The organism is Pseudomonas sp. ZY71 (assembly GCF_036542145.1).
Taxonomy (GTDB): domain Bacteria; phylum Pseudomonadota; class Gammaproteobacteria; order Pseudomonadales; family Pseudomonadaceae; genus Aquipseudomonas; species Aquipseudomonas koreensis_A.
On sequence record NZ_CP144274.1, the window covers coordinates 1489564 to 1512913 of the forward strand.

At 60.5% G+C, this 23350-nt stretch carries 21 protein-coding genes; 11 read left to right on the top strand and 10 right to left on the bottom strand.

Annotation, left to right across the window (positions count from 1 at the left end; translation table 11 throughout):
• The first annotated feature begins 88 nt into the window (after positions 1 to 88).
• The 9 genes from VY732_RS06515 (at position 89) to pcaC (ending at position 8341) form a co-directional block, all read left to right on the top strand.
• Positions 89 to 946 (top strand): CoA transferase subunit A, encoded by an 858-nt coding sequence (locus VY732_RS06515; protein WP_077571457.1) that lies wholly within the window; start codon positions 89 to 91, stop codon positions 944 to 946.
• Positions 946 to 1725 (top strand): CoA-transferase subunit beta, encoded by a 780-nt coding sequence (locus VY732_RS06520; protein WP_064393051.1) that lies wholly within the window; start codon positions 946 to 948, stop codon positions 1723 to 1725. Before VY732_RS06515 ends, VY732_RS06520 begins: the two co-directional genes overlap by 1 nt.
• The gene (pcaF, locus tag VY732_RS06525; RefSeq protein WP_331694995.1) at positions 1722 to 2927 is read left to right on the top strand and encodes a 3-oxoadipyl-CoA thiolase; all 1206 of its coding nucleotides are present in this window, start codon (positions 1722 to 1724) and stop codon (positions 2925 to 2927) included. Before VY732_RS06520 ends, pcaF begins: the two co-directional genes overlap by 4 nt.
• 36 nt (positions 2928 to 2963) lie before the next feature.
• Positions 2964 to 3668 (top strand): protocatechuate 3,4-dioxygenase subunit beta, encoded by a 705-nt coding sequence (gene pcaH, locus VY732_RS06530; protein WP_102902709.1) that lies wholly within the window; start codon positions 2964 to 2966, stop codon positions 3666 to 3668.
• 1 nt (position 3669) lies between these two features.
• Entirely contained in the window at positions 3670 to 4236 is a 567-nt protein-coding gene (gene pcaG / locus VY732_RS06535) for a protocatechuate 3,4-dioxygenase subunit alpha (RefSeq protein WP_095119179.1), read from the top strand.
• A gap of 191 nt (positions 4237 to 4427) precedes the next feature.
• Positions 4428 to 5723 carry an MFS family transporter gene (locus VY732_RS06540; protein ID WP_095049154.1) on the top strand — a complete coding sequence of 432 codons (1296 nt, stop codon included), beginning with the start codon at positions 4428 to 4430 and terminating at the stop codon, positions 5721 to 5723.
• A 46-nt stretch (positions 5724 to 5769) separates the two neighbouring features.
• Entirely contained in the window at positions 5770 to 7134 is a 1365-nt protein-coding gene (locus VY732_RS06545) for a 3-carboxy-cis,cis-muconate cycloisomerase (protein WP_331694997.1), read from the top strand.
• Between the two features lie 12 nt (positions 7135 to 7146).
• The gene (gene pcaD / locus VY732_RS06550) at positions 7147 to 7935 is read left to right on the top strand and encodes a 3-oxoadipate enol-lactonase (RefSeq protein WP_331694998.1); all 789 of its coding nucleotides are present in this window, start codon (positions 7147 to 7149) and stop codon (positions 7933 to 7935) included.
• A 13-nt stretch (positions 7936 to 7948) separates the two neighbouring features.
• The gene (gene pcaC / locus VY732_RS06555; protein WP_025110738.1) at positions 7949 to 8341 is read left to right on the top strand and encodes a 4-carboxymuconolactone decarboxylase; all 393 of its coding nucleotides are present in this window, start codon (positions 7949 to 7951) and stop codon (positions 8339 to 8341) included.
• A gap of 106 nt (positions 8342 to 8447) precedes the next feature.
• Here pcaC and VY732_RS06560 read toward each other — a convergent pair whose 3' ends face one another.
• From VY732_RS06560 to VY732_RS06580, 5 genes are all read right to left on the bottom strand, one after another.
• On the bottom strand, positions 8448 to 9251 hold the full coding sequence (locus VY732_RS06560; protein ID WP_331694999.1) for a methyltransferase domain-containing protein: 804 nt from the start codon (positions 9249 to 9251) through the stop codon (positions 8448 to 8450).
• A 277-nt stretch (positions 9252 to 9528) separates the two neighbouring features.
• A complete protein-coding gene (locus VY732_RS06565) occupies positions 9529 to 10788 on the bottom strand; it encodes an OprD family porin (RefSeq protein WP_077571464.1) in 1260 nt (419 codons plus the stop codon).
• A 414-nt stretch (positions 10789 to 11202) separates the two neighbouring features.
• Complete coding sequence (gene emhC / locus VY732_RS06570) at positions 11203 to 12663, bottom strand: efflux RND transporter outer membrane subunit EmhC (RefSeq protein WP_331695001.1); 1461 nt, start codon at positions 12661 to 12663, stop codon at positions 11203 to 11205.
• Complete coding sequence (emhB, locus tag VY732_RS06575) at positions 12660 to 15809, bottom strand: efflux RND transporter permease subunit EmhB (RefSeq protein WP_123594812.1); 3150 nt, start codon at positions 15807 to 15809, stop codon at positions 12660 to 12662. Before emhB ends, emhC begins: the two co-directional genes overlap by 4 nt.
• Positions 15810 to 15812: 3 nt before the next feature.
• The gene (locus VY732_RS06580) at positions 15813 to 16970 is read right to left on the bottom strand and encodes an efflux RND transporter periplasmic adaptor subunit (RefSeq protein WP_331695002.1); all 1158 of its coding nucleotides are present in this window, start codon (positions 16968 to 16970) and stop codon (positions 15813 to 15815) included.
• A gap of 266 nt (positions 16971 to 17236) precedes the next feature.
• Between VY732_RS06580 and emhR the strand changes: the two genes are divergently transcribed.
• Positions 17237 to 17869 (top strand): efflux system transcriptional repressor EmhR, encoded by a 633-nt coding sequence (gene emhR, locus VY732_RS06585; RefSeq protein ID WP_077571468.1) that lies wholly within the window; start codon positions 17237 to 17239, stop codon positions 17867 to 17869.
• Positions 17870 to 18249: 380 nt separating this feature from the next.
• Here the strand turns inward: emhR and VY732_RS06590 are convergent, their stop codons facing one another.
• Genes VY732_RS06590 through VY732_RS06600 form a run of 3 tightly spaced genes read right to left on the bottom strand, consistent with a single transcriptional unit; the run spans position 18250 to position 20831 of the window.
• Positions 18250 to 19299, bottom strand: coding sequence for an alkene reductase (locus VY732_RS06590; RefSeq protein ID WP_077571469.1), 1050 nt, complete (start codon positions 19297 to 19299; stop codon positions 18250 to 18252).
• Between the two features lie 28 nt (positions 19300 to 19327).
• On the bottom strand, positions 19328 to 20494 hold the full coding sequence (locus VY732_RS06595; protein WP_007917078.1) for an MFS transporter: 1167 nt from the start codon (positions 20492 to 20494) through the stop codon (positions 19328 to 19330).
• Between the two features lie 34 nt (positions 20495 to 20528).
• Complete coding sequence (locus tag VY732_RS06600) at positions 20529 to 20831, bottom strand: ArsR/SmtB family transcription factor (RefSeq protein WP_007917068.1); 303 nt, start codon at positions 20829 to 20831, stop codon at positions 20529 to 20531.
• A gap of 169 nt (positions 20832 to 21000) precedes the next feature.
• Here VY732_RS06600 and VY732_RS06605 point away from each other — a divergent pair, with 169 nt between their 5' ends.
• On the top strand, positions 21001 to 21585 hold the full coding sequence (locus tag VY732_RS06605; RefSeq protein WP_331695005.1) for an acyl carrier protein phosphodiesterase: 585 nt from the start codon (positions 21001 to 21003) through the stop codon (positions 21583 to 21585).
• 104 nt (positions 21586 to 21689) lie between these two features.
• On the opposite strand, the gene VY732_RS06610 is transcribed toward VY732_RS06605, so the two are convergent.
• Entirely contained in the window at positions 21690 to 22484 is a 795-nt protein-coding gene (locus VY732_RS06610) for a lysophospholipid acyltransferase family protein (RefSeq protein ID WP_331695006.1), read from the bottom strand.
• The gene (gene olsB / locus VY732_RS06615; protein WP_016982801.1) at positions 22484 to 23239 is read right to left on the bottom strand and encodes an L-ornithine N(alpha)-acyltransferase; all 756 of its coding nucleotides are present in this window, start codon (positions 23237 to 23239) and stop codon (positions 22484 to 22486) included. Before olsB ends, VY732_RS06610 begins: the two co-directional genes overlap by 1 nt.
• Positions 23240 to 23350 lie beyond the last annotated feature (111 nt).

Genomic DNA, 23350 nt, shown 5'->3' on the forward strand with positions numbered 1-23350 from the left:
TCCCCAGGCTTAATCTTCAGTGACTCCGGCGCTGAACCTCGCGCCTTTTTATCACTGGCGATTCATTACAAAAACAGGAGCCCGCTCCATGGCTGAGATCCTTTCGCTGCACGACGCGGTGAAGCAATTCGTCAACGACGGCGACACCGTCGCACTCGAAGGCTTCACTCACCTGATCCCTACGGCCGCGGGTCATGAAATCATTCGTCAGGGCAAGAAAGATCTGACGCTGGTGCGGATGACGCCTGACCTGATCTACGACCAACTGATCGGTGCCGGTTGCGCACGCAAACTGATTTTCTCCTGGGGCGGCAACCCGGGCGTGGGTTCGCTGCACCGTCTGCGCGACGCGGTCGAGAAGCAATGGCCGCACGCGCTGGAAATCGAAGAGCACAGTCACGCCGACCTGGCCAATGCCTACGTCGCCGGTGCGTCCGGCCTGCCATTCGCGGTGCTGCGTGCTTACGCCGGCTCCGACCTGCCGAAGGTCAATCCACTGATCAAAACCGTGACCTGCCCGTTTACCGGTGAAGTGCTGGCGGCGGTGCCGTCGGTGCGCCCGGACGTGACCGTGATCCACGCACAGAAAGCCGACCGCCAAGGCAACGTGCTGCTGTGGGGCATTCTCGGCGTGCAGAAAGAAGCCGCGCTGGCCGCCAAGCGCTGCATCGTTACCGTCGAAGAAATCGTCGACAACCTCAACGCACCGATGAACGCCTGCGTACTGCCGACCTGGGCCTTGAGCGCGGTCTGCCACGTACCCGGTGGCGCGCATCCGTCCTACGCCCACGGTTACACCGAGCGTGACAATCGTTTCTATCAAGCGTGGGATCCGATCGCCCGCGACCGTGAGACGTTTACCGCGTGGATCAACGAATACATCCATGGCTGCGCTGACTTCAGCGCGTTCCAGGCCAAGTTGGCCGCTGCTTCGGAGGCCAAGTAATGACTTACACCACCAATGAAATGATGACCGTCGCGGCGGCTCGTCGCCTGAAGAACGGCTCGGTATGCTTCGTCGGTATCGGCCTGCCGTCGAAAGCCGCCAACCTTGCGCGCCTGACCTCGTCGCCGGACGTGGTGCTGATCTACGAATCGGGTCCGATTGGTGCCAAGCCGAGCGTGCTGCCGCTGTCCATTGGTGACGGCGAACTCGCTGAAACCGCTGACACTGTCGTACCGACCGGTGAGATTTTTCGCTATTGGTTGCAGGGCGGGCGCATCGACGTCGGTTTTCTCGGCGCCGCGCAGGTCGACCGTTTCGGCAACATCAACACCACCGTGGTTGGCGATTACTTCTCGCCGAAAGTGCGCCTGCCGGGTGCCGGTGGCGCGCCGGAGATTGCCGGTTCGGCGAAAAGCGTGTTGATCATCCTTAAACAGTCGGCGCGTTCGTTTGTCGACAAGCTCGATTTCATCACCTCGGTCGGTCACGGCGAGGGCGGCGATTCGCGCAAACGTCTGGGCCTGCCGGGCGCCGGGCCGGTCGGCATCATCACCGACCTGTGCATCATGGAACCGGAAGAAGGCACCCACGAATTTGTGGTCACCGCACTGCACCCGGGCGTGACCCGCGAGCAAGTGGTCGCGGCCACCGGTTGGGCGATTCGTTTTGCCGAGCATGTTGAAAACACCGCTGAACCGACTGAAGTCGAACTGACCGCGCTGCGCGATCTCGAAGCGCGCACCGCCGCCGCCCACGGCCAGGCGCCGGGAGAAGCATGATGCGTGAGGTTTATATCTGCGACGCGATTCGCACACCCATTGGCCGTTTCGGTGGCGGACTGTCCGCCGTCCGCGCCGATGACCTGGCCGCCGTGCCGATCAAAGCCCTGATGGAACGCAATCCCTCGGTGGACTGGAACGCCATCGACGAAGTGTTCCTCGGTTGCGCCAACCAGGCCGGCGAAGACAACCGCAACGTTGCGCGCATGGCGCTGCTGCTGGCCGGCCTGCCGGACAGCGTACCGGGCGTGACCCTCAATCGTCTTTGCGCTTCGGGCATGGACGCGATCGGCACGGCATTCCGGGCGATTGCCAGCGGCGAGATGGAGCTGGCGATTGCCGGTGGCGTCGAATCGATGTCCCGCGCGCCGTTCGTGATGGGCAAGGCTGACGCGGCGTTTTCGCGCAACATGAAGCTGGAAGACACCACCATCGGCTGGCGTTTCATCAACCCGTTGATGAAGGCGCAGTACGGCGTCGACGCGATGCCGCAGACTGCCGACAACGTCGCCGACGACTATAAAGTGTCGCGCGCCGATCAAGACGCTTTTGCTCTACGCAGTCAGCAACGTACCGCCGCCGCGCAGGCTGCGGGCTACTTCGCCGAAGAAATCGTCGAAGTGCGGATCGTCCACAAGAAGGGCGAAACCGTGGTCAGCCAGGACGAACATCCGCGCGCCGATACCACGATCGAAGCGCTGACCAAGCTGAAGCCAGTCAACGGCCCGGACAAAACCGTCACCGCCGGCAATGCTTCCGGCGTCAACGACGGTGCTGCGGCACTGATTCTCGCCTCCGCTGAAGCCGTAAAAAAACACGGCCTGACCGCCCGCGCGAAGGTGCTCGGTATGGCCAGCGCCGGTGTGGCGCCGCGAGTGATGGGCATCGGCCCGGTGCCGGCGGTGCGCAAATTGATCGAGCGCCTGGGCGTCGCGGTCAGCGATTTCGACGTGATCGAACTCAACGAAGCATTTGCCAGCCAAGGCTTGGCGGTGCTGCGTGAACTGGGTCTGGCCGATGACGCTGCGCAGGTCAACCCGAATGGCGGCGCGATCGCCCTCGGTCACCCGTTGGGCATGAGCGGTGCGCGTCTGGTGCTGACCGCGCTGCATCAGTTGGAAAAGACCGGTGGCAAGAAAGGTCTGGCGACCATGTGCGTCGGTGTCGGCCAAGGTCTGGCCCTGGCCATCGAACGCGTCTGACGCAAGCCGTGACGAAAAAGAACAGAGGAAAGCGACATGTCTGACAAGCCTGGTTACCGTCGTCCGCAGGAAGGCACTCAGCCTGAGTATCTGCACCCGACGTATCAATCCACCAACCTGCGCTCGCCGTCGAAGCCGTTGGTGTTTCTGCCGCACTCGCTGTCGGAAATCACCGGCCCGACCATCGGCGCCGAGCGTGTGGGCGACACCGATAACGACCTGACCGCCCAGCATGCAGGCGAGCCGCAAGGTGAGCGCATCATCGTTCACGGCCGCGTGCTCGACGAAAACGGTCTGCCGGTGCCGGGAATTCTGGTGGAAATCTGGCAGGCCAACGCCGCCGGCCGCTACAACCACAAGCGCGACCTGCACGATGCGCCGCTGGACCCGAACTTCACCGGCACCGGCCGCACCGTCACCGATGCTGACGGCTGGTATCAGTTCCAGACCATCAAGCCCGGCGCCTACCCGTGGGGCAACCACCACAACGCCTGGCGCCCGGCGCACATCCACTTTTCGCTGTTCGGGCCGAGCATTCTTACGCGCCTGGTCACGCAAATGTATTTCCCGGGCGATCCGCTGCTGGCCTACGACCCGATCTACAACTGCGTGCCGGACACTTCGGCCAAGGAACGCCTGATCGCCAGTTTCGATCTGGAAAAAACCATTCCGTCCTACGCCCTCGGTTATCGTTGGGACATCGTGCTGCGCGGGCGTGAAGCCACGCCGATGGAGAAATAAGATGACGCTGACTGCGACCACGTCCCACACCGTCGGGCCGTACTACCACATCGGCCTGACCTGGCTGAACCGCGAAAACCTCACCGTCGAGCAGACCCTCGGCGAGCGCGTGGCGATCACCGGGCAAGTGGTGGATGGCAACGGCGATGTCGTCAACGACGCCATGCTTGAAGTCTGGCAGGCGAATGCCGCCGGCAAATACGACCACCCGGAAGACGAGCAGGACAAACCGCTCGATCCGAATTTTGAAGGCTTTGGCCGGGTACCGGTGGATGCTGAAGGGCGCTTTCGTTTCACCACGATCAAACCGGGCACGGTTGAAGGGCTGAAGGGCTCGACCCAGGCGCCGCATCTGGTGGTGCTGGTGTTTGCCCGTGGCTTGGTCAAGCATTTGCTGACGCGGATCTACTTTGAAGGCGAGCCGGCCAACGTCGATGATCCGTTGCTCGAATGTGTGCCGGCCGAACGTCGTAGTACGTTGCTGGCCAAGCAGGACGCCTCGGGTGTTTACCAGTGGAATGTGATTCTGCAAGGCACTGATGCCGAGACGGTGTTCTTCGATTACTGAAGAACACCCCAATCCCTGTAGGAGTGAGCCTGCTCGCGATGGCGGTGTGTCAGATTTAAATGGTCTGAATGACACACCGCCATCGCGAGCAGGCTCACTCCTACAAGGGAACTGTGTTGCAGATGGAACTGTGGAACGGGACTGTTGCAAAGTATGTCTAGACTCTCACTGTCCCTATCGAGTGAAAAACAATGACAACCACCACCTCCCATTACACCGGTGAAGAGCGCAGCAAGCGCATCTTTGCCATTGTCGGCGCCTCGTCCGGCAACCTCGTCGAATGGTTCGACTTCTACGTCTACGCCTTCTGCGCGATCTATTTCGCCCCGGCGTTTTTCCCCTCCGACAACCCGACCGTGCAACTGGTCAACACCGCTGGCGTGTTCGCTGCCGGCTTCCTGATGCGTCCGATCGGTGGCTGGATTTTCGGCCGTGTCGCCGACAAACACGGTCGCAAAAACTCGATGCTCATCTCGATTCTGATGATGTGCTTCGGCTCGTTGCTGATCGCCTGCCTGCCGACCTACAAGGACATCGGCGTCTGGGCGCCGGTCTTGCTGTTGTTCGCACGCTTGCTGCAAGGCCTGTCGGTCGGCGGCGAGTACGGCACCACCGCCACCTACATGAGCGAAGTTGCCCTCAAGGGGCAGCGCGGATTTTTCGCCTCGTTCCAGTACGTGACGCTGATCGGCGGGCAACTACTGGCGGTGTCGCTGGTAGTAGTGCTGCAGCAATTCCTTACCGAAGAAGACCTGCGCGCCTACGGCTGGCGGATTCCGTTTGTGGTCGGTGCGGTGGCGGCATTGATTTCGCTGTTCCTGCGTCGCAGCCTGAAAGAAACCACCAACAAGGAAACCCGCGCGCACAAAGACGCTGGCAGCATCAGCGCACTGTTTCGCGATCACAAAGCCGCGTTCATTACCGTGCTCGGTTACACCGCCGGTGGCTCGCTGATTTTCTACACTTTCACCACCTACATGCAGAAGTACCTGGTGAACACCGCCGGCATGCACGCCAAGACCGCCAGCTACATCATGACCGGCGCGCTGTTCCTGTATATGTGCATGCAGCCGCTGTTCGGCATGCTCGCTGACAAGATCGGTCGACGTAATTCGATGCTCTGGTTCGGCGCGCTCGGCACGCTGTTCACCGTGCCGATTCTGCTCAGCCTGAAAAGCGTCAGCAGCCCGTTCCTCGCTTTTGTGCTGATCACCGTGGCGCTGGCGATTGTCAGTTTCTACACCTCGATCAGCGGCTTGGTGAAAGCCGAAATGTTCCCGCCGGAAGTCCGTGCACTTGGCGTTGGTCTGGCCTATGCGGTGGCGAATGCGATCTTCGGCGGCTCGGCGGAATTCGTCGCCCTGAGCCTGAAGAACATCGGCATGGAAAACTCCTTCTACTGGTACGTGACGGCGATGATGGCGATCGCCTTCCTGTTCAGTCTGCGCTTGCCGAAACAGGCGGCGTATTTGCACCACGATCTCTAACCCGATGCGCGCGGGCCGTCATGGCCCGCGCCGGCAAGGACTGTTTATGACTCAGCGACCGGGCAATCAATTGTTCGATGCCTACTTCACTGCCCGCAATATGCGTGAAGTGTTCTGCGATCAGGGCCGTGTGCAGGCGATGCTCGACTTTGAAGCCGCATTGGCCCGGGCCGAAGCGCGGGTTGGTTTGATTCCTTCTTCGGCTGTCGCACCGATTACTGCGGCGTGTAACGCGGGGTTGTATGACTTCGTGGCGCTGGGCGAGGCGATTGCCACGGCGGGCAATTCGGCGATTCCGCTGGTCAAGGCGTTGGGCAAACAGATTGCCTCCACCGATGCAGAAGCCGAGCGTTATGTGCATCTGGGCGCGACCAGTCAGGACGTGATGGATACCGGGCTGGTGCTGCAATTGCGTCAGGCGCTGGAGTTGATTGAAAGCGATCTGGCGCAACTGGCTGACTCTCTCGCTGTTCAAGCACAACGCCACGCGGCGACGCCGTTGGCCGGACGCACCTGGCTGCAACACGCGACGCCGGTGACCCTCGGTATGAAAATCGCCGGATGGTTGGGCGCTATCACTCGCAGCCGTCAGCGTCTGCGCGAACTCAAGCCGCGTTTACTGGTGCTGCAATTTGGCGGTGCATCGGGGACGCTTGCCGCGTTGGGCGAACAGGCGATGCCGATTGCCCAAGCGCTGGCTGAAGAACTGCAACTGACCTTGCCGGAACAACCGTGGCACACCCAGCGCGATCGCGTGGTCGAGTTCGGCGCGGTGCTCGGTTTGATCGCCGGCAGCCTTGGCAAATTCGGCCGCGACATCAGCCTGTTGATGCAGACCGAAGCCGCTGAGGTTTTCGAGCCTTCAGCGCCGGGCAAGGGTGGTTCGTCGACCATGCCGCACAAACGCAATCCGGTCGGCGCGGCGGTGTTGATCGGCGCAGCGACGCGGGTGCCGGGTCTGGTCTCGACGCTGTTCAGCGCGATGCCGCAGGAACATGAACGCAGCCTCGGTTTGTGGCATGCCGAATGGGAAACCTTGCCGGAGATTTGCTGCCTTGTTTCCGGTTCGCTGCAACAGGCTCGGTTGTTGGCGCAAGGGCTCGAAGTCGACGCTGAACGTATGTCGCGCAATCTCGAACTGACCCAAGGGCTGGTGCTGGCTGAAGCCGTGAGCATCGTCCTCGCCCAGCGGGTCGGCCGCGACACCGCGCATCATCTGCTTGAGCAATGCTGCAAACGCGCGGTGGCCGAGCAGCGTCATTTGCGCGCCGTGCTCGGTGACGAACCGCAAGTCACCGCCGAATTGAGCAACGCTGAACTCGATCATCTTTTGAACCCCGCCCATTACCTCGGTCAGGCGAAAACCTGGGTCGAGCGCGCGGTGGCCGAACACAACGCATTGTCTGACTGAAAGGAGAGGGCTGTGGCTTTCGTTCAACTCGCCGATGGCGAACTGCACTATCAAATCGAGGGCCCGGTCGATGCGCCGGTGCTGGTGCTGTCCAACTCGCTGGGCACTGATCTGCACATGTGGGACGTGCAGATGCCGGCGTTCACCGAGCATTTTCGCGTGCTGCGTTTCGATACCCGTGGCCATGGCCAATCGCTGGTGACGCCGGGCCCGTACAGCATTGAGCAACTGGGGCATGACGTGCTCGGCTTGCTCGATGCTCTGCACATTGACCGTGCGCATTTTTGTGGATTGTCGATGGGCGGCCTGATCGGACAATGGTTGGGCATCAATGCCGGTCATCGTTTGAATAAGCTGATCGTCTGCAACACAGCGGCAAAAATCGGCGATCCGTCGGTGTGGAATCCACGCATCGAAACCGTGCTGCGCGACGGCGCAGCGGCGATGGTTGCCCTGCGTGATGCGTCGATTGCCCGCTGGTTTACTCCGGACTTTTCGGCGGCGCATCCGGCGGCGGCCAAACAGATTACCGACATGCTCGCGGCCACTTCGCCGCAAGGTTATGCGGCCAACTGCGCGGCGGTGCGTGATGCCGATTTCCGCGAGCAACTGGCGTCGATCAATGTGCCGTTGCTGGTGATTGCCGGCACCGAAGATGCGGTGACGCCGCCGTCTGGTGGGCACTTTATTCAGGAGCATGTACGCGGTGCCGAATACGCCGAGTTCTATGCGGCGCATCTGTCCAACGTGCAGGCCGGTGCAGATTTCAGTGATCGCGTGTTGGCGTTTCTAAACGCCTGATAAGGGGATTTTCGTGGACGAGAAACAACGTTACGACGACGGCATGCAAGTGCGCCGCGCGGTACTCGGTGATGCCCATGTCGATCGCAGCCTGACCACGCTGACCGAGTTCAACTCGGAGTTTCAGGAGATGATTACCCGGCATGCCTGGGGCGATATCTGGACGCGTCCGGGCTTGCCTCGGCATACCCGCAGCCTGATCACCATCGCCATGCTGATCGGCATGAACCGCGAGGGTGAGCTGAAACTGCATCTGCGTGCGGCGGCCAATAACGGCGTGAGCCGTGGTGAGATCAAGGAAGTGATCATGCAGAGTGCGATTTATTGCGGGATTCCGGCGGCGAATGCGACGTTTCATCTGGCTGAATCGGTGTGGGATGAGCTAGGAGTCGAATCCCGAGAATAGTCGTTGGCCGGGCTGACGCCATCGCGAGCAGGCTCACTCCTACATTTGGAATGCGCTCTCCTGTAGGAGTGAGCCTGCTCGCGATAGCGATAGTGGCCGCGACAAATCAGACGGTGGCGATAATAAATATCCGCTTGAACGCAAACAACGTGTGCCCATCCCCCTCCTGCGGATAATGCTTATGCACCCGCATCAGGTAGTGGTAGATGAACCGCGCCTGTTCCGCTGAATCCAGCGCCTGCATCACCGGCCGCAGCGCCGAGACCTTCACCCAGTCATACACCGGCGATTTGCCGTCGACCACTTGCAGTTGCTCGGTCTCCCAGATATCCAGCGACGAGGTCATGGGCGCGAGCAACCGGTAGTAATCCTCCAGTGCCAACAACGGCCGCGCCGCCATGCGCTGACGCAGTTCAGGTGTGCCCAATGGCGTGCCGCCAAGGCCGCCGTCTTCAAGGGTGTCGAGCATCAGCCGATACCACAACGCATCGCGCCAGTCCGGCATGTGCGCCGCCAGACAACCGCCGGGGTTGATATGGCCGAGCAGGCGCGGCAGCAAGGTGTCATGGCCATCGATAAAGTGCAGCACGGCGGCAGCGAGCAGCAGATCCGCCGGCTGCTCCGGTTGCCAATCGAGCAGATCGCAATGTTTCCACAACGCTTTGACCGGCAGACTGCGCGCTTCAGCGAGCATCTGCGCCGAGCTGTCGATCCCTTGCAATTGCGCACGCGGCCAGCGTTTGGCCAACAACTGCGTGGCAATGCCGGTGCCGCAGCCCAGATCGTAAATGCGTTGCGGGTTTTGCAAGTCGACACGGTCGAGCAATTCATCGACCGGGCGTTGCCTGAGACGGGAAAACTGCTGGTACGCCTTGGCGTCCCAGTCGGGTGTTGCGAGACGAGAGATCATTGAGGTGGTCCTCCAGTGATCGTTGGTGTCTTCCGATGACAACCTGGCTCCCAGCTTGAGGACCGACTACGACGACGGAAGCGCAAAGGTGAAGCACCTGAGTCCTTCAGGTTTTGTCACTTTACCTGCCGGCCGGCAAATCACCACTTCTCCTGACCAATGGCACAAAACCCCTGTAGGAGTGAGCCTGCTCGCGATAGCGGTGTGTCAGTCACTTTAAATGTCACTGATTAACCGCTATCGCGAGCAGGCTCACTCCTACAATTTTATGCGGTGTTTAGAGGAGGCTGATCGGGTAACTGACGATCAAGCGGTTCTCATCGAACTCGTTGTTGCTGAAGTCCCGGCGCATGGTCGAGTTGCGCCACCGGACGTTCAGATCCTTCAGCGCGCCGCTCTGCACGGTGTAGCCCAGTTCCGATTCGCGACCCCATTCCTTGCCGTCGGTGATCGTCCCGGTGTGCACGTTGTCGCCGCTGATGTAGCGGTTCATCAACGTCAGGCCCGGCACGCCCATGGCGGCGAAGTTGTAGTCGTGACGCAGTTGCCAGGAGCGTTCCTGCGCATTGTCGTAGCTGGCGTTGTAGCTGTCGTTGGCCAGCGTGCCGCCGCTGGTGCCATTGACGCGCATCCAGGCGCTGTCGCCGGTGAGCTTCTGCAGGCCGACGTAGAAGGTGTTGCCGCCGTACTTCGCCGAGAACATGCCGGACCAGGTCTTGTTGTCGAGATCGCCGGCGCGGGCGCTGCCGTCATCTTTGCCGTAGAAGAAGCCAAGGTTGGCGCCCAGCGTCCAGTCTCCCAGCGGTTGGCTGTGGATCAAATTGACGTATTGCTGGCTGTAGATGTCCTTGAGTTCGGCATTCCACAGGCCGATCTGTGTGCGTTTTTCGTTGAAAACGTACTCACCGCCCTGAAAATTGAAGCGATCAGAGGTGAACGCCGCTTTGCCGGTCATCGACATGTCGCTCATGCTGCTGTCGTCGCGCGGGCTGTTGGCGCGGAACTGGCCGCCGTAGAGGGTCAGGCCGTCGATTTCCTTCGAAGTGATCTGCCCGCCACGAAAGGTCTGCGGCAGCGAGCGGCCGTCGTCCGAACGCAGGATCGGCAGCACTGGCATCCACTCGCCGACCTTCACTTCGGTCTGCGAAAGTTTGGCTTTGAAGGCGACGTTGGTGCGGCCGAAGTTGTCCGCCGGACGACCGTCATGGTCCAGCGGCAACAACTGGGTGCCGCCCGTGCCTTTGCCGCCATCAAGCTTTACCGAATACAAACCCAACACGTCCATGCCGAAGCCGACGGTGCCTTGGGTGAAACCGGATTTGGCGTCGAGGATGAAGCTCTGCGTCCACTCTTCAGCCTTGCCCTGAGCTTTGGTCGGATTGGTGAAGTTGCGGTTGATGTAGAAGTTGCGCAGGTTCAGGTTGACCTTGGCCCCTTCGATGAAACCGGCCTCTTCAGCCGCAGCGGGCATTGCCGCGCCGGCCAAGGCCAGGGCGATCAGACCGGGAAATGCGTAAGGCGCAGGGGAGGTTGTCATGGGCTCGGGTCTCTCTTGTTTTTTTAAGGCGAACGGGGGCGCTGCCACCGGTTTTCGGGGTGCAGACATGAAAAGTGTTCAGGGGTGAAACGAAGGCAATCAGCCGGACGGGGCAGGGCGCGGGAGCATGGTATCGAACCTGTTGTTATTGGTTTTGTGGAGCGAATGGTGCGGGGCGCGGATGTTTTGATTCAATTGGTAAAAGCGGGTTTTGGGCGATTATCGAACGCAAGATTGAGCCGGATTTTTTGGTGCTAATGCCGGCCTCTTCGCGAGCAGGCTCGCTCCCACATTTGGAATGCGATCCCCTGTGGGAGCGAGCCTGCTCGCGAAGGGGCCAGCCCAGACAACACAACTTTCAGACAGGCAACAAAAAGCCCACCAATCGGTGGGCTCCTTGTATTCAGCTGATGATCAGAACAACTTCATCTTCGGTGCTTCTTCTTTCAGCGGTTCGTTCTGCGCGGTTTGCGCATTCCAGCCGCCACCCAGGGCCTTGTACAGGTTGACTGCACTGGTCAGTTGCGCGAGGCGGTCGGTGATCAGCGCTTGTTGCGCGCTGAACAGCTGACGCTGGGCATCGAGGAAGGTCAGGTTGCTGTCGACGCCGATGCGGTAGCGACGCTCGGCCAAGCGGTAGTAATCCTGGTTGGCCTGCACGAAGTCACGCTGCGCTTGCAACTGCTCGGTGTAGGTCTGGCGGGCGGCCAGGCCGTCGGCGACTTCCTGGAAGGCCGTTTGAATGGACTTCTCGTAGTTCGCCACGCCAATGTCCTTCTGGATCTTGGCGTAGTCGAGGCTGGCGCGCAGGCTGCCGGCGTTGAAGATCGGCAGGTTGATCTGCGGCTGGAACAGCCACGTTCCCGAACCACCCTTGAACAGACCGGACAGGTCCGGGCTCAGGCTACCCGCGTTGGCGGTCAGGCTGATGCTCGGGAAGAACGCTGCACGGGCCGCGCCGATGTTGGCGTTGGCCGCTTTCAGGTTGTACTCGGCTTGCAGAATGTCCGGACGACGTTGCAGCAAGTCCGAAGGCAGACCGGCCGGTACATCGCTGAGCAGGTCATCCGCCAGCGGTTTGGCCGCTTGCAGGTTGGCCGGGATACCGGTGCCGAGCAGCAGGGTCAGGCTGTTTTCGTCCTGCGCGACCTGGCGGGTGTAACGCGCCAGTTGTGCCCGGGCGTTTTCCACGGAAGTGCGCGACTGCGCGAGATCCAGCGCCGAAGCCACACCGACTTCGTTGCTGCGGCTGGTCAGCTTGTAGCTTTCTTCAAAGGCACCGAGGGTGTCTTGGGTCAGCTTAAGCAGTTCCTTGTCCGCCTGCCAGGTCAGGTAAGCGTTGGCGACGCTGGCGACCAGACTGATCTGGGTGCTGCGGCGTGCTTCTTCAGTGGCGAAGTACTGTTGCAACGCTTGTTCGCTCAGGCTGCGAACGCGACCGAACAGGTCGAGTTCGTAAGCGCTGATGCCGACGGTGGCGGAATACGAACTGCTGATCATCGAGTCGCCAGTCGTCGATGCGCGAGCCGGCAGACGTTGACGGCTGCCGCTGGCGTTGGCCGAAACCGCCGGGAACAGATCGGCACGCTGGATGCGGTATTGAGCCGCGTAAGCATCGATGTTCAGCGCCGCGACACGCAGGTCACGGTTGTTTTCCAGGGACACCTGGATCAGCTGTTGCAGGGCAGGGTCATGGAAAAACTGCTTCCAGCCTTGCTCGGCAGCGGCCTGCGCCGGAGCCTGGGCCGGCGAGTACGCCGGCCCCTGCGGGAACTGACCTGCGACCGGAGTCTCAGGCTGCTGATAGTCAGGTATCAGCGAGCAACCGCTCAGCACGAAGGCGGCGACTGCGATGGAGAGTAGCGACTTGCTCATTGGCCAGCCTCTTTAGGAGTTTCAGTAGCTTCATCCTCGTCAGCGATCTTACGCTGGCCGATGGACGAAACCGTAACGAAGAACAGTGGGACCCAGAAGATCGCCAGGATCGTGGCCGTGAGCATACCGCCAATCACGCCGGTACCGATCGCATGTTGACTGCCTGAACCTGCGCCAGTGGAAATCGCCAACGGTACAACACCGAGGACGAAGGCCAGCGAGGTCATGATGATCGGTCGCAGACGCATGCGGCAGGCTTCGATCGCCGCGTCACGCAGGCTGCGTCCCTGTTCATGCAGTTCCTTGGCGAACTCGACGATCAGAATGGCGTTTTTAGCCGCCAGACCGATGGTCGTCAACAGCCCCACCTGGAAGTACACGTCGTTGGACAGCCCGCGCAGGCTGGTAGCGAGCAGCGCACCGATGATCCCCAGCGGTACCACGAGCATAACCGCGATCGGAATCGACCAGCTCTCGTACAACGCCGCCAGACACAGGAACACCATCAGCAGCGACAGGGCGTACAGCGCTGGCGCTTGCGAACCCGACAGACGTTCCTCATAGGACAGACCGGTCCAGGAGATACCGACACCGGCCGGCAGCTTCTTGGCAATCGCTTCGACTTCGGCCATCGCTTCACCGGTGGAATAACCCGGCGCTGGCGAACCGAGCACCTCCATCGCTTCCACGCCGTTGTAGCGGGCCAGCTTCGGCGAACCGTAGATCCACTCGCCTTTGGCGAACGCGGAGAACGGCACCATGGTCCCGGCGTTGTTGCGCACGTACCATTTCTTCAAGTCTTCAGGGCTCATGCGAGCACCGGCCTGACCTTGCACGTAAACCTTCTTCACGCGACCACGGTCGATGAAGTCGTTGACGTAGCTACTACCGAAGGAGATCGACAGCGTGCTGTTGATGTCGGTGAGGCTCAAGCCAAGGGCCTGGGCTTTCTCGTCGTCGATTTCCAGGTGGTATTGCGGTTCATCGTTCAGACCGTTCGGACGCACCTGATAGAGCACCTTGCTCTGAGCGGCGAGGCCGAGGAACTGGTTGCGCGCTTCCATCAGTTTTTCGTGACCGATACCGGCGCGGTCCTGCAGGAACACGTCAAAACCGGTGGCGTTACCCAGTTCCAGTACCGCGGGCGGGGCGAAAGCGAACACCATGGCATCGCGGAAACTGAAGAAGTGTTGCTGGGCACGTTGGGCCAGGGCAAACACGCTGTTGTCCGCGTTACGCTCGTCCCAAGGCTTGAGCATGATGAACGCCAGACCAGAGCTCTGACCGCGACCGGCGAAGTTGAAGCCGTTTACGGTGAACACCGAGGACACTGCGCCTGCTTCTTTATCCAGCAGGTAGCTGCGCATTTCGTCGATCACCACCTGAGTACGCTCGGCACTCGAACCGGCCGGGGTCTGCACCTGGGCGAAGAGTACGCCTTGGTCTTCTTCCGGCAGGAACGCGGTTGGAATGCGGGTGAACAGCCAGATCATGCCGACCACGATCAGCAGATAGGCCAGCAGGTACGGTGCTTTGCGCGACAGCATGTTGCCGACACCGCGCTCGTAGCTTTGCACACCACGGTCGAAATTGCGGTTGAACCAGCCAAAGAAACCCTTCTTCGGCGTGCCATGCTCGCCTTTCGGAATCGCCTTGAGCATGGTTGCGCAGAGTGCCGGGGTGAAGATCAGTGCAACCAGAACCGACAGGGCCATGGCCGAAACGATGGTGATCGAGAACTGCTTGTAGATCACACCGGTGGAACCGCTGAAGAACGCCATCGGCAACAGTACCGCCGACAGAACCAGCGCAATACCGACCAGTGCGCCTTGGATCTGGCCCATGGACTTCTTGGTCGCTTCCTTCGGTGACAAGCCTTCTTCGCTCATCACCCGCTCGACGTTTTCCACCACCACGATGGCGTCGTCCACCAGCAAACCGATGGCCAGCACCATACCGAACATGGTCAGGGTGTTGATGCTGAAACCGAACGCCGCGAGGATGCCGAACGTACCGAGCAATACCACCGGCACAGTCATCGTGGTGATGACGGTGGCGCGGAAGTTCTGCAGGAACAGGAACATCACCAGGAACACCAGCACGATCGCTTCGACCAGGGTTTCAACCACACCTTTGATCGATTCGGTCACCACCGGGGTGGTGTCGTACGGGAACACCACTTCCATGCCTTGCGGGAAGAACGGCTTGAGGTCGTCAATCGTCTTGCGCAGCGCCTTGGCGGTGTCGAGGGCGTTGGCACCGTTGGCCAGTTTTACCGCCAGACCAGAAGCCGGGCTGCCGTTGAACTGCGCGGAAATGCTCGAGTTTTCACCGCCCAGACCGACGTCAGCGACGTCGCCGACGCGCACTTGCGAGCCGTCCTGGTTAACCTTCAGCAGAATCGCCTTGAACTGCTCGGCCGTCTGCAGACGCGTTTTGCCGATGATCGTGGCGTTCAGTTGCTGGCCTGGCAGCGCCGGCAAACCGCCGAGCTGACCGGAGGACACCTGGACGTTCTGCGCCGAGATCGCGGTGCTGACATCGCCCGGGGTCAGGTTGTACTTGTTCAACTTGGCCGGGTCGAGCCAGATGCGCATCGCGTACTGGGCACCGAAGACCTGGAAGTCACCGACACCGGCAGTCCGCGAGATCGGGTCCTGCATGTTCGACACGATGTAGTTGGACAAGTCGTCCTTGGTCATGCTGCCGTCACGCGAGACCACGCCGATGACCAAGAGGAAGTTTTTCACTGCCTTGGTCACTCGGATACCTTGTTGCTGCACTTCCTGCGGCAACAGCGGGGTGGCGAGGTTCAGCTTGTTCTGAACCTGTACCTGCGCGGTGTCGGAGTTGGTGCCTTGCTCGAAGGTCGCGGTGATGGTCATGCTGCCGTCGGAGTTACTTTCCGAGGACACATAACGCAGGTTGTCGATACCGTTGAGCTGCTGCTCGATCACCTGGACCACGGTGTCCTGCACGGTTTGCGCCGAAGCGCCCGGGTAGGTCACGGAGATCGCAATGGCCGGTGGCGCAATGCTCGGGTACTGGTTGATCGGCAATTTCAGGATCGAAAGTGCCCCGACCAACATGATCACCAGGGCAATTACCCAGGCGAAAATCGGACGGTCGATGAAGAATTTTGACATGGATTACTCCCCTTTGCCGCCGGCGGCTTTGTCAGCTGCCTGAGCGGGGGCCGGGTTCTTGTTGCCGACATTGGTGGCTTCGGTCGGGTTGACCTGAACACCCGGGCGCACGTATTGCAGGCCTTCGGTGATCAGACGGTCGCCCGCCTTCAAGCCGTCTTCAATCAGCCACTGGCTGCCGACGGTGCGGCTGGCCTTGAGCTGACGCAGCTCGACCTTGTTGTCGGCGCCGACGACCAGTGCGGTCGGGGTGCCTTTGAGGTCGCGGGTCACGCCTTGTTGCGGCGCCAGAATGGCCGCAGCGTTGACGCCGGCCTGCAACTGGGCGCGGACGAACATGCCCGGCAGCAGGGTGTGATCCGGGTTCGGGAACACCGCGCGCAGGGTTACCGAACCGGTAGTCGGGTCGACCGTGACTTCGGAGAATTCCAGCTTACCGTCGAGCTTGTACTGGCTGCCGTCTTCCAGGGTCAGTTTGACCGCTGCCGAGTTTTCACCGGATTTCTGCAGACGACCGCTTTCCAGCTCGCGGCGCAGTTCCAGCAATTCAACCGAGGACTGGGTGACATCGACGTAGATCGGGTCAAGTTGCTGGATCGTTGCCATCGCGTCGGTCTGGCCATTGCTGACCAGTGCACCTTCGGTGACCGACGAACGACCGATACGGCCAGAGATCGGCGCATAAACCTTGGTGTAACGCACGTTGATCTGCGCGCTCTGCAACGACGCTTCCGATTCCATGCGATTGGACACGGCGGTGTCGTATTCCTGACGGCTCACGGCCTGCTCGTCGACCAGTTGCTTGTAGCGGTCGGAGATCGACTTGGTCGAACGCAGGTTGGCTTCGGCGCTTTTCAGGGTCGCTTCATAGACCGACGGATCGATCTGATACAGCTGCTGGCCGGCTTTGACATCGCCGCCTTCCTTGAACAGACGCTTGAGAATGATGCCGTTGACCTGTGGACGCACTTCAGCGATGCGGAACGCACTGGTGCGGCCCGGCAGTTCGGAGGTGAGGGTAAACGCTTGTGGTTGCAGGGTGACGACGCCGACCTGAGGCGGTGGAGCGGCCGGTGCCGCTTCTTCCTTTTTACATCCGCTGAGCAGCGATGCCAGGGCGACGGCAGTGACCAGAGCGGTAACAGCTGGCTTGAATTGCATGAAGATCCTCGGGTCAGGCGCGCAAAGAGCGCACAAGAAGTGTGTAAGGGTAAAAAAAGGATACCGGGTGGATAAGTAGCTTGCTAAGGAATATACTTACGTTCATGGTTGTTTGTAAATACCTTTGCCGCGTACCCAACCCGTTACAAAAGTCGTTGCAAGGTTTGAAATTGTAGGCCGGGGAGCTGATCCGTGAGAGATCGCCCCCTCTTTATTCAGCGGATATTCAGCCATCCCTGAAACATCCTGTTTGAGGTTTTACTGTCATGGTCCGTCGTACCAAAGAGGAAGCTCAAGAAACCCGTAGCCAGATTCTGGAAGCGGCGGAGAAAGCCTTTTATGAAAGGGGTGTCGCCCGTACGACGCTGGCCGACATCGCGACAATGGCCGGCGTCACGCGCGGTGCCATCTACTGGCATTTCAGCAACAAGGCGGATCTGGTCCAGGCCATGCTGGATTCGCTGCGTGAGCCGCTGGATGAATTGGCCAAGGCCAGCGAAAGTGAGGATGAACTCGATCCGCTGGGCTGCATGCGCCAACTGCTGATTCATTTGTTTCATCAAGTTGCGCTGGACCCGAAAACCCGGCGTATCAACGAAATTCTGTTTCATAAGTGCGAGTTCACCGATGAAATGTGCGATTTGCGCCAGCAGCGCCGGGACGTCAGTCTCGATTGCAATGAGCGCATCGCTCTGACGTTGCGTAATGCGGTCAATCGTGGCCAGTTGCCGGAAGATCTCGACACCGCCCGCGCGGCCATCAGTATTCACAGCTATATCGATGGCCTTCTGTATGGATGGCTTCTGGCGCCGGACAGCTTTGAGCTGCATGCCGAGGCCGAGCGTTGGGTCGATACAGGGTTGGATATGCTGCGCCTGAGCCCCAGCCTGCGCAAATGAAACAAAATGCGTAATTGGCACAGCTTATGTCAGTTGGCCTGCCTTTAAATAGCTTCGCAACGGGGGGAGTTTAAACGTAGCGAGCTAGGCATTTTGTAGGGAATTTGTGTCTTCTGTGTGAATGAGTGTGAGCCGCTTGCCCTCACCCTAGCCCTCTCCCGGAGGTAGAGGGGACTGACCGAGGTGTTCTTTCGAGATACGCTGACCTGAGATATCAGGTCGAACTCCAGATTTGAAACGCACACAAATCGGCTCCCTCTCCCTCGGGAGAGGGCTGGGGTGAGGGGCTACGTACGAAAACGCGCAATCGCTCTCCAGGCGAACACAAAAAAGCCCCCGACTTTCACAAGTCGGGGGCTTTCGCGTTTCTGCGTGATGCCTTACAGCGCTGGATAGTCGATATAACCGACCGGGCCTTTGCCGTAGAAGGTTTCCGGGTGCGCATCATTAAGCGGCGCATCCGCCTTCAAACGAGCCGGCAGATCCGGGTTGGCAATGAACGGCACACCAAACGCGACCGCATCAGCCTTGCCGCTGGCCAGCCATTCATTGGCGCTGTCCTTGGTGAATTTTTCGTTGGCAATGTACGGGCCACCGAACGCTTCTTTCAGTTGCGGGCCGAGGCTGTCGGCGCCTTCTTTCTCACGGGAGCAGATGAACGCGATGCCGCGCTTGCCCAGTTCACGAGCCACGTAAGTGAAGGTTTCCGCAAGATTGTCGTCGCCCATGTCATGGGAGTCGGCGCGCGGTGCCAGGTGCACACCCACACGGCCTGCGCCCCAGACTTCGATCGCGGCGTCAGTCACTTCCAGCAGCAGGCGCGCACGGTTTTCCAGCGAGCCGCCGTAGTTGTCAGTGCGCTGGTTGGTGCTGCTTTGCAGGAACTGGTCGAGCAGGTAACCGTTGGCGCCGTGGATTTCCACGCCGTCGAAACCGGCGGCTTTGGCGTTTTCGGCGCCGGTGCGGTAGGCGTCGACGATGTCGGCGATTTCAGCAGTTTCCAGAGCGCGTGGGGTTGGGTAGTCGGCCAGTGGGCGCACCAGGCTGACGTGACCTTTCGGCTGGATCGCGCTCGGTGCCACCGGCGCTTCACCGTTGAGGTACGACGGGTGCGAGACGCGACCGACGTGCCACAGTTGCAGGAAGATCTTGCCGCCGGCGCCGTGAATGGCTTTGGTGACGTTGGCCCAGCCGCGCACTTGATCGTTGGACCAGATGCCCGGGGTGTCCGGGTAGCCAACGCCCATTGGCGTCACCGACGTGGCTTCGCTGAGGATCAGGCCAGCGGAAGCACGTTGTACGTAGTATTCAGCCATCAGCGCGTTCGGTACGCGGCCTTCGTCGGCGCGGCAGCGGGTCAGTGGGGCCATGATGATGCGGTTGGCCAGCTCGACGTCGCCGAGTTTGATCGGATCAAAAATAGTTGCCATGTCTACAACCCTCGTAAGTGGAAAGTAATCAGTTAGTTGCCGGGGCCAGATCGGCATTGCCGTTCTGACGGAAAGTAATCAGGGTCACCAGCAGGGCGAGCACTGCCAGGGCGGCGGCTGCCAGCGGTACGCTGGTCAGGCCGTAGCCGTGGGCGATGACGCTGCCGCCGACCCAGGCGCCGAGCGCGTTACCGACGTTGAAGGCGCCGATGTTCAGGGTCGACACCAGGTTCGGTGCAGCTTTGCCGAAGGTCACCACGTTGACTTGCAGCGCCGGCACGGCGGCGAAACACGCGGTAGCCCAGAGGAACAGGGTGATTTCAGTCGGGATCAGCGCGACGCTGGTCCAGGTCAGCACGGTGGAGACCACGGCCATGGCGATGAATACGCCAATCAGCGTGGCGGCCATGCCTTTGTCGGCGAGTTTGCCGCCGATGATGTTGCCGACGGTCAGGCCCAGACCGATCAGCATCAGCGTCCAGGTCACGCCACGTGGCGACACGCCGGTGACTTCGCCGAGCAGTGGTGCGACGTAGGTGAACAAGGTAAATACCGAAGCGGCGAACAACGCGGTCATGCTCAGCGACAGCCAGATCCCCGCACCTTTGAGGGCGGCGAGTTCGGCGCGCATGTCGAGTTTCTCTTCGTCACGCTTGGCCGGCAGGAAACGGATCAGGCCGATCAGCGCAATCACGCCTATGACAGTCACCGCCCAGAAGGTCGAGCGCCAGCCGTATTGCTGACCCAGCGCAGTGCCCAGCGGCACACCGAGGACGTTGGCCAGGGTCAAACCGGTAAACATCAACGCCACCGCCGACGCTCGCTTGTTGGCTGGCACCAGATTGGCCGCCACTACCGAGCCGATACCGAAGAACGCACCGTGACACAGCGCGGTGATCACTCGGGCAAACATCAGCACGTTGTAATCACTGGCAATGGCGCAGAGCAGGTTGCCGACAATAAAAATGCCCATCAACGCGACCAGTGCTGCTTTACGCGGCAGTTTGGCCGTGGCCATTGCCATGAACGGCGCACCGATGGCCACGCCGAGGGCGTAACCGGTCACCAGCCAGCCGGCGCCGGGGATCGACACACCGAGGTCGGCCGCCACATTGGGCAGCAGGCCCATGATGACGAATTCGGTGGTGCCGATGGCGAAGGCGCTCAAGGCGAGGATGAGGAGCGAGAGGGGCATGCAGGTTTCCTTGTCGGCTGGCTGACGTTAAGGGTCAGAGCTCTTTACTGAGGGTGCTGAGGAACGCCTGGATCACGTCCTCGTTACGTTTGAAAAAGTGCCATTGACCGGCCTTCTGGCTGCTGATCAGACCGGCGCGTTGCAACGTCGCGAGGTGTGCCGAAACGGTCGACTGCGACAGGCCGCAGCGCTGATCGATCTGCCCGGCGCAAATGCCGTACTCGTGGTTGTGCAACTGTTCCGGAAATTCGTTCTTCGGGTCTTTCAGCCAGTTGAGGATGTCTCGCCGTACTGGGTGCGCCAGGGCTTTTATTATTTCGTCGAGGTCGAGGTTCATGGCAGGTGCTCACAATGTGTACAACGCTATATCGCGATGTGGCGAAATATAAATCGTTAGATCGCGATACACCAATATGATTTTGATCTGACGTCAGCATAAATTGGTATATCGCGTTATAACGATACATGGGTGTATGGCTTATGGGCCGCAGTGCTAAGCTGCGCCCATGAACTATCTCGCACATTTACACCTCGGTGGCCAGCGCCCCGGGCAACTGCTCGGCAGTCTGTATGGCGATTTCGTCAAAGGTCGGCTGCAAGGGCAGTTTGCGCCGGAGGTGGAGGCGGCCATTCAACTGCATCGGCGGATTGACGTGTTCACTGACCGTCATCCGCTGGTGGACATCGCGCTGGGGCGATTTTCCGACACGCGCCGGCGTTATGCCGGGATCGTGCTCGATGTGTTTTTCGACCACTGCCTGGCGCGGGACTGGAAGCTGTATGCCGAGCAGCCGCTGGAGGTTTTCACCGCTGATGTGTATCGGGTGCTGACCCACGAGCGGCAACTGCCCGAGCGACTGGCGAGGATTGCCCCGCACATGGTTGCCAATGACTGGTTGGGTTCATATCAGGAGTTTGAAGTGCTGGAGCAGGTGTTGCGCGGGATCTCGCGGCGCTTGACCCGGCCGGAAGAATTGGCGGGGGCGATGGAGGAATTGCGGCGGTTGTATGAGCCGTTGAGTGACGACTTCCGCTTGTTCTACCCCCAACTCCAGGACTTCGCCCAAAACCCCCAGACACAGAAAATCTAATGTAGGAGTGAGCCTGCTCGCGATAGCGGTGTGTCAGTCGACATTAGTATTGACTGACACAGCGCTATCGCGAGCAGGCTCACTCCTACAGGGGATTTGTGTTTTCAGGCGGCAATCAATTCGCCTGCACGACGCGGTTCGGCCGGTTTCGCCACTTCGCCAAACAACGCCTTCTGCACCGCTTGCTGCGCTTCAAACGCCAACGCCGCACGTTCGCGCCCCTGACAGGCAAGCGGCTTGAGCAGGTGCACTTCGACATCGCCGCAGTCATTGCTGAACAAGCGCATCAGATGCGAGAGCAAATCGTCGTCGCCAATGAACGGCGCCAGCCCATCGATTTCGCCATCGCGCAGATAACGGATCGCCACCGGTTGCAGCATCACCTCGGAATCAATCGCCGCCGCCAACAAGCGACCATGAAAGGTGCGTAGCGAACGGCCGTCGGTGGTGGTGCCTTCCGGGAACATCAGCAAGGCGTGCTCGGTTTGCAGGTGACGGGTCATCTGCTTGCGGATCAACTGGCTGTCACCTGAACCGCGACGGATGAACAGGCTGCCAGCCTTCGCCGCCAGCCAACCGGCCACCGGCCAGGTGCGCACTTCGGCCTTCGACAAAAACGACAACGGCGTGAGCATGCCGAGCAGCGGAATATCAGTCCACGACACATGATTGCTGACCCACAGCATCGGCTGTTTCGGCAGCTCACCGTGCACCGTCACGCGAAAGGGCAGGGCATTGCTCAGGCGCGCCATGAAGAAGCGCGACCAGCGCTGACGCCGTTCCATCGAATGCGCCAGGCCAATCCGTTCAAACACGCCAAAGACAGTGGCCATGGTCAAGCCCAGCGCCACCACCAGCAGCACCCGCGCGATCCGCGCGTACACCCGCAACCGGCTCATCACACGGCCGCCTTGAAGTGTTTGGCGTAGCGCGGGCAGAGTTCGTCGCGCTTGAGCAGGATGAACACGTCGGCGACCTGGAAGTCTTCGTCCCAGCACGGCTCGCCGCAGATCTTCGCGCCCAGGCGCATATAAGCCTTGAGCAGTGGCGGCATTTCCGCGATCACGTTCGATGGAATATCCAGCGTCGGCAGAGGATTTTTCGGCTCGGCGCGCAGGTTTTCGGTGCACAGATAACGTTCGCGCAGGCGCTGCATGATCGCGTGGGCCTGAATACCGCCGTCCTGCATCGGGATGCTCGCGCAACCCATCAGATAACTGTAGCCACCCTGATTCAGCACTTCGGCCAACTCGCCCCACAACACGGCGATGGTGCCGCCGTTGCGGTACGCCGGGTCGACGCAGGTGCGGCCGATTTCGAGGATCGGGCCTTGCAGATGCGCGAGGCCGTGCAGGCTGAATTCTTCTTCGCTGTAGAACTTGCCGAGGCTGCTGGCGGCGGTGTGATCGAGCAAACGCGTGGTCGCGACCAAACGGCCGGTGTTCAAGTCACGCACGCCGATGTGGCTGCAGTGAACATCATAATCATCCATGTCCAGACCCAGTTCCGCGCCTTTCAGTTTGGCGTTGAACTCGCCGCTGAAGACGTTGAAGCGCAAGGCTTGGGCTTGCTGCAAGGCCTCGGCGCCGATCAGGCGTTCGGCTTGCAGGCGGCGTTCATTGCCGGTGTCGCTGATGCGGGCGATCTGAGTCATGTGAATCTCCGTACGGGCCTTTAACCCGTCGTGGGTTGCAGCCGATCGACTTTCTTTATGCAGCCGTGTTGTGCAAAGTCAGGCTATGTAGCCCCGGTGTCATCGCCATGA

Coding starts and splice junctions, on each gene's coding strand:
- pcaF (WP_331694995.1), top strand. CDS start 1,722: ATGATGCGTGAGGTTTATATCTGCGACGCGATTCGCACACCCATTGGC.
- VY732_RS06565 (WP_077571464.1), bottom strand. CDS start 10,788: ATGACAACCTCCCCTGCGCCTTACGCATTTCCCGGTCTGATCGCCCTG.
- emhB (WP_123594812.1), bottom strand. CDS start 15,809: ATGTCAAAATTCTTCATCGACCGTCCGATTTTCGCCTGGGTAATTGCC.
- VY732_RS06590 (WP_077571469.1), bottom strand. CDS start 19,299: ATGGCAACTATTTTTGATCCGATCAAACTCGGCGACGTCGAGCTGGCC.
- emhC (WP_331695001.1), bottom strand. CDS start 12,663: ATGAGCAAGTCGCTACTCTCCATCGCAGTCGCCGCCTTCGTGCTGAGC.
- VY732_RS06520 (WP_064393051.1), top strand. CDS start 946: ATGACTTACACCACCAATGAAATGATGACCGTCGCGGCGGCTCGTCGC.
- VY732_RS06560 (WP_331694999.1), bottom strand. CDS start 9,251: ATGATCTCTCGTCTCGCAACACCCGACTGGGACGCCAAGGCGTACCAG.
- emhR (WP_077571468.1), top strand. CDS start 17,237: ATGGTCCGTCGTACCAAAGAGGAAGCTCAAGAAACCCGTAGCCAGATT.
- pcaH (WP_102902709.1), top strand. CDS start 2,964: ATGTCTGACAAGCCTGGTTACCGTCGTCCGCAGGAAGGCACTCAGCCT.
- VY732_RS06600 (WP_007917068.1), bottom strand. CDS start 20,831: ATGAACCTCGACCTCGACGAAATAATAAAAGCCCTGGCGCACCCAGTA.
- VY732_RS06605 (WP_331695005.1), top strand. CDS start 21,001: ATGAACTATCTCGCACATTTACACCTCGGTGGCCAGCGCCCCGGGCAA.
- VY732_RS06595 (WP_007917078.1), bottom strand. CDS start 20,494: ATGCCCCTCTCGCTCCTCATCCTCGCCTTGAGCGCCTTCGCCATCGGC.
- VY732_RS06545 (WP_331694997.1), top strand. CDS start 5,770: ATGACTCAGCGACCGGGCAATCAATTGTTCGATGCCTACTTCACTGCC.
- VY732_RS06610 (WP_331695006.1), bottom strand. CDS start 22,484: ATGAGCCGGTTGCGGGTGTACGCGCGGATCGCGCGGGTGCTGCTGGTG.
- VY732_RS06580 (WP_331695002.1), bottom strand. CDS start 16,970: ATGCAATTCAAGCCAGCTGTTACCGCTCTGGTCACTGCCGTCGCCCTG.
- pcaG (WP_095119179.1), top strand. CDS start 3,670: ATGACGCTGACTGCGACCACGTCCCACACCGTCGGGCCGTACTACCAC.
- VY732_RS06540 (WP_095049154.1), top strand. CDS start 4,428: ATGACAACCACCACCTCCCATTACACCGGTGAAGAGCGCAGCAAGCGC.
- VY732_RS06515 (WP_077571457.1), top strand. CDS start 89: ATGGCTGAGATCCTTTCGCTGCACGACGCGGTGAAGCAATTCGTCAAC.
- olsB (WP_016982801.1), bottom strand. CDS start 23,239: ATGACTCAGATCGCCCGCATCAGCGACACCGGCAATGAACGCCGCCTG.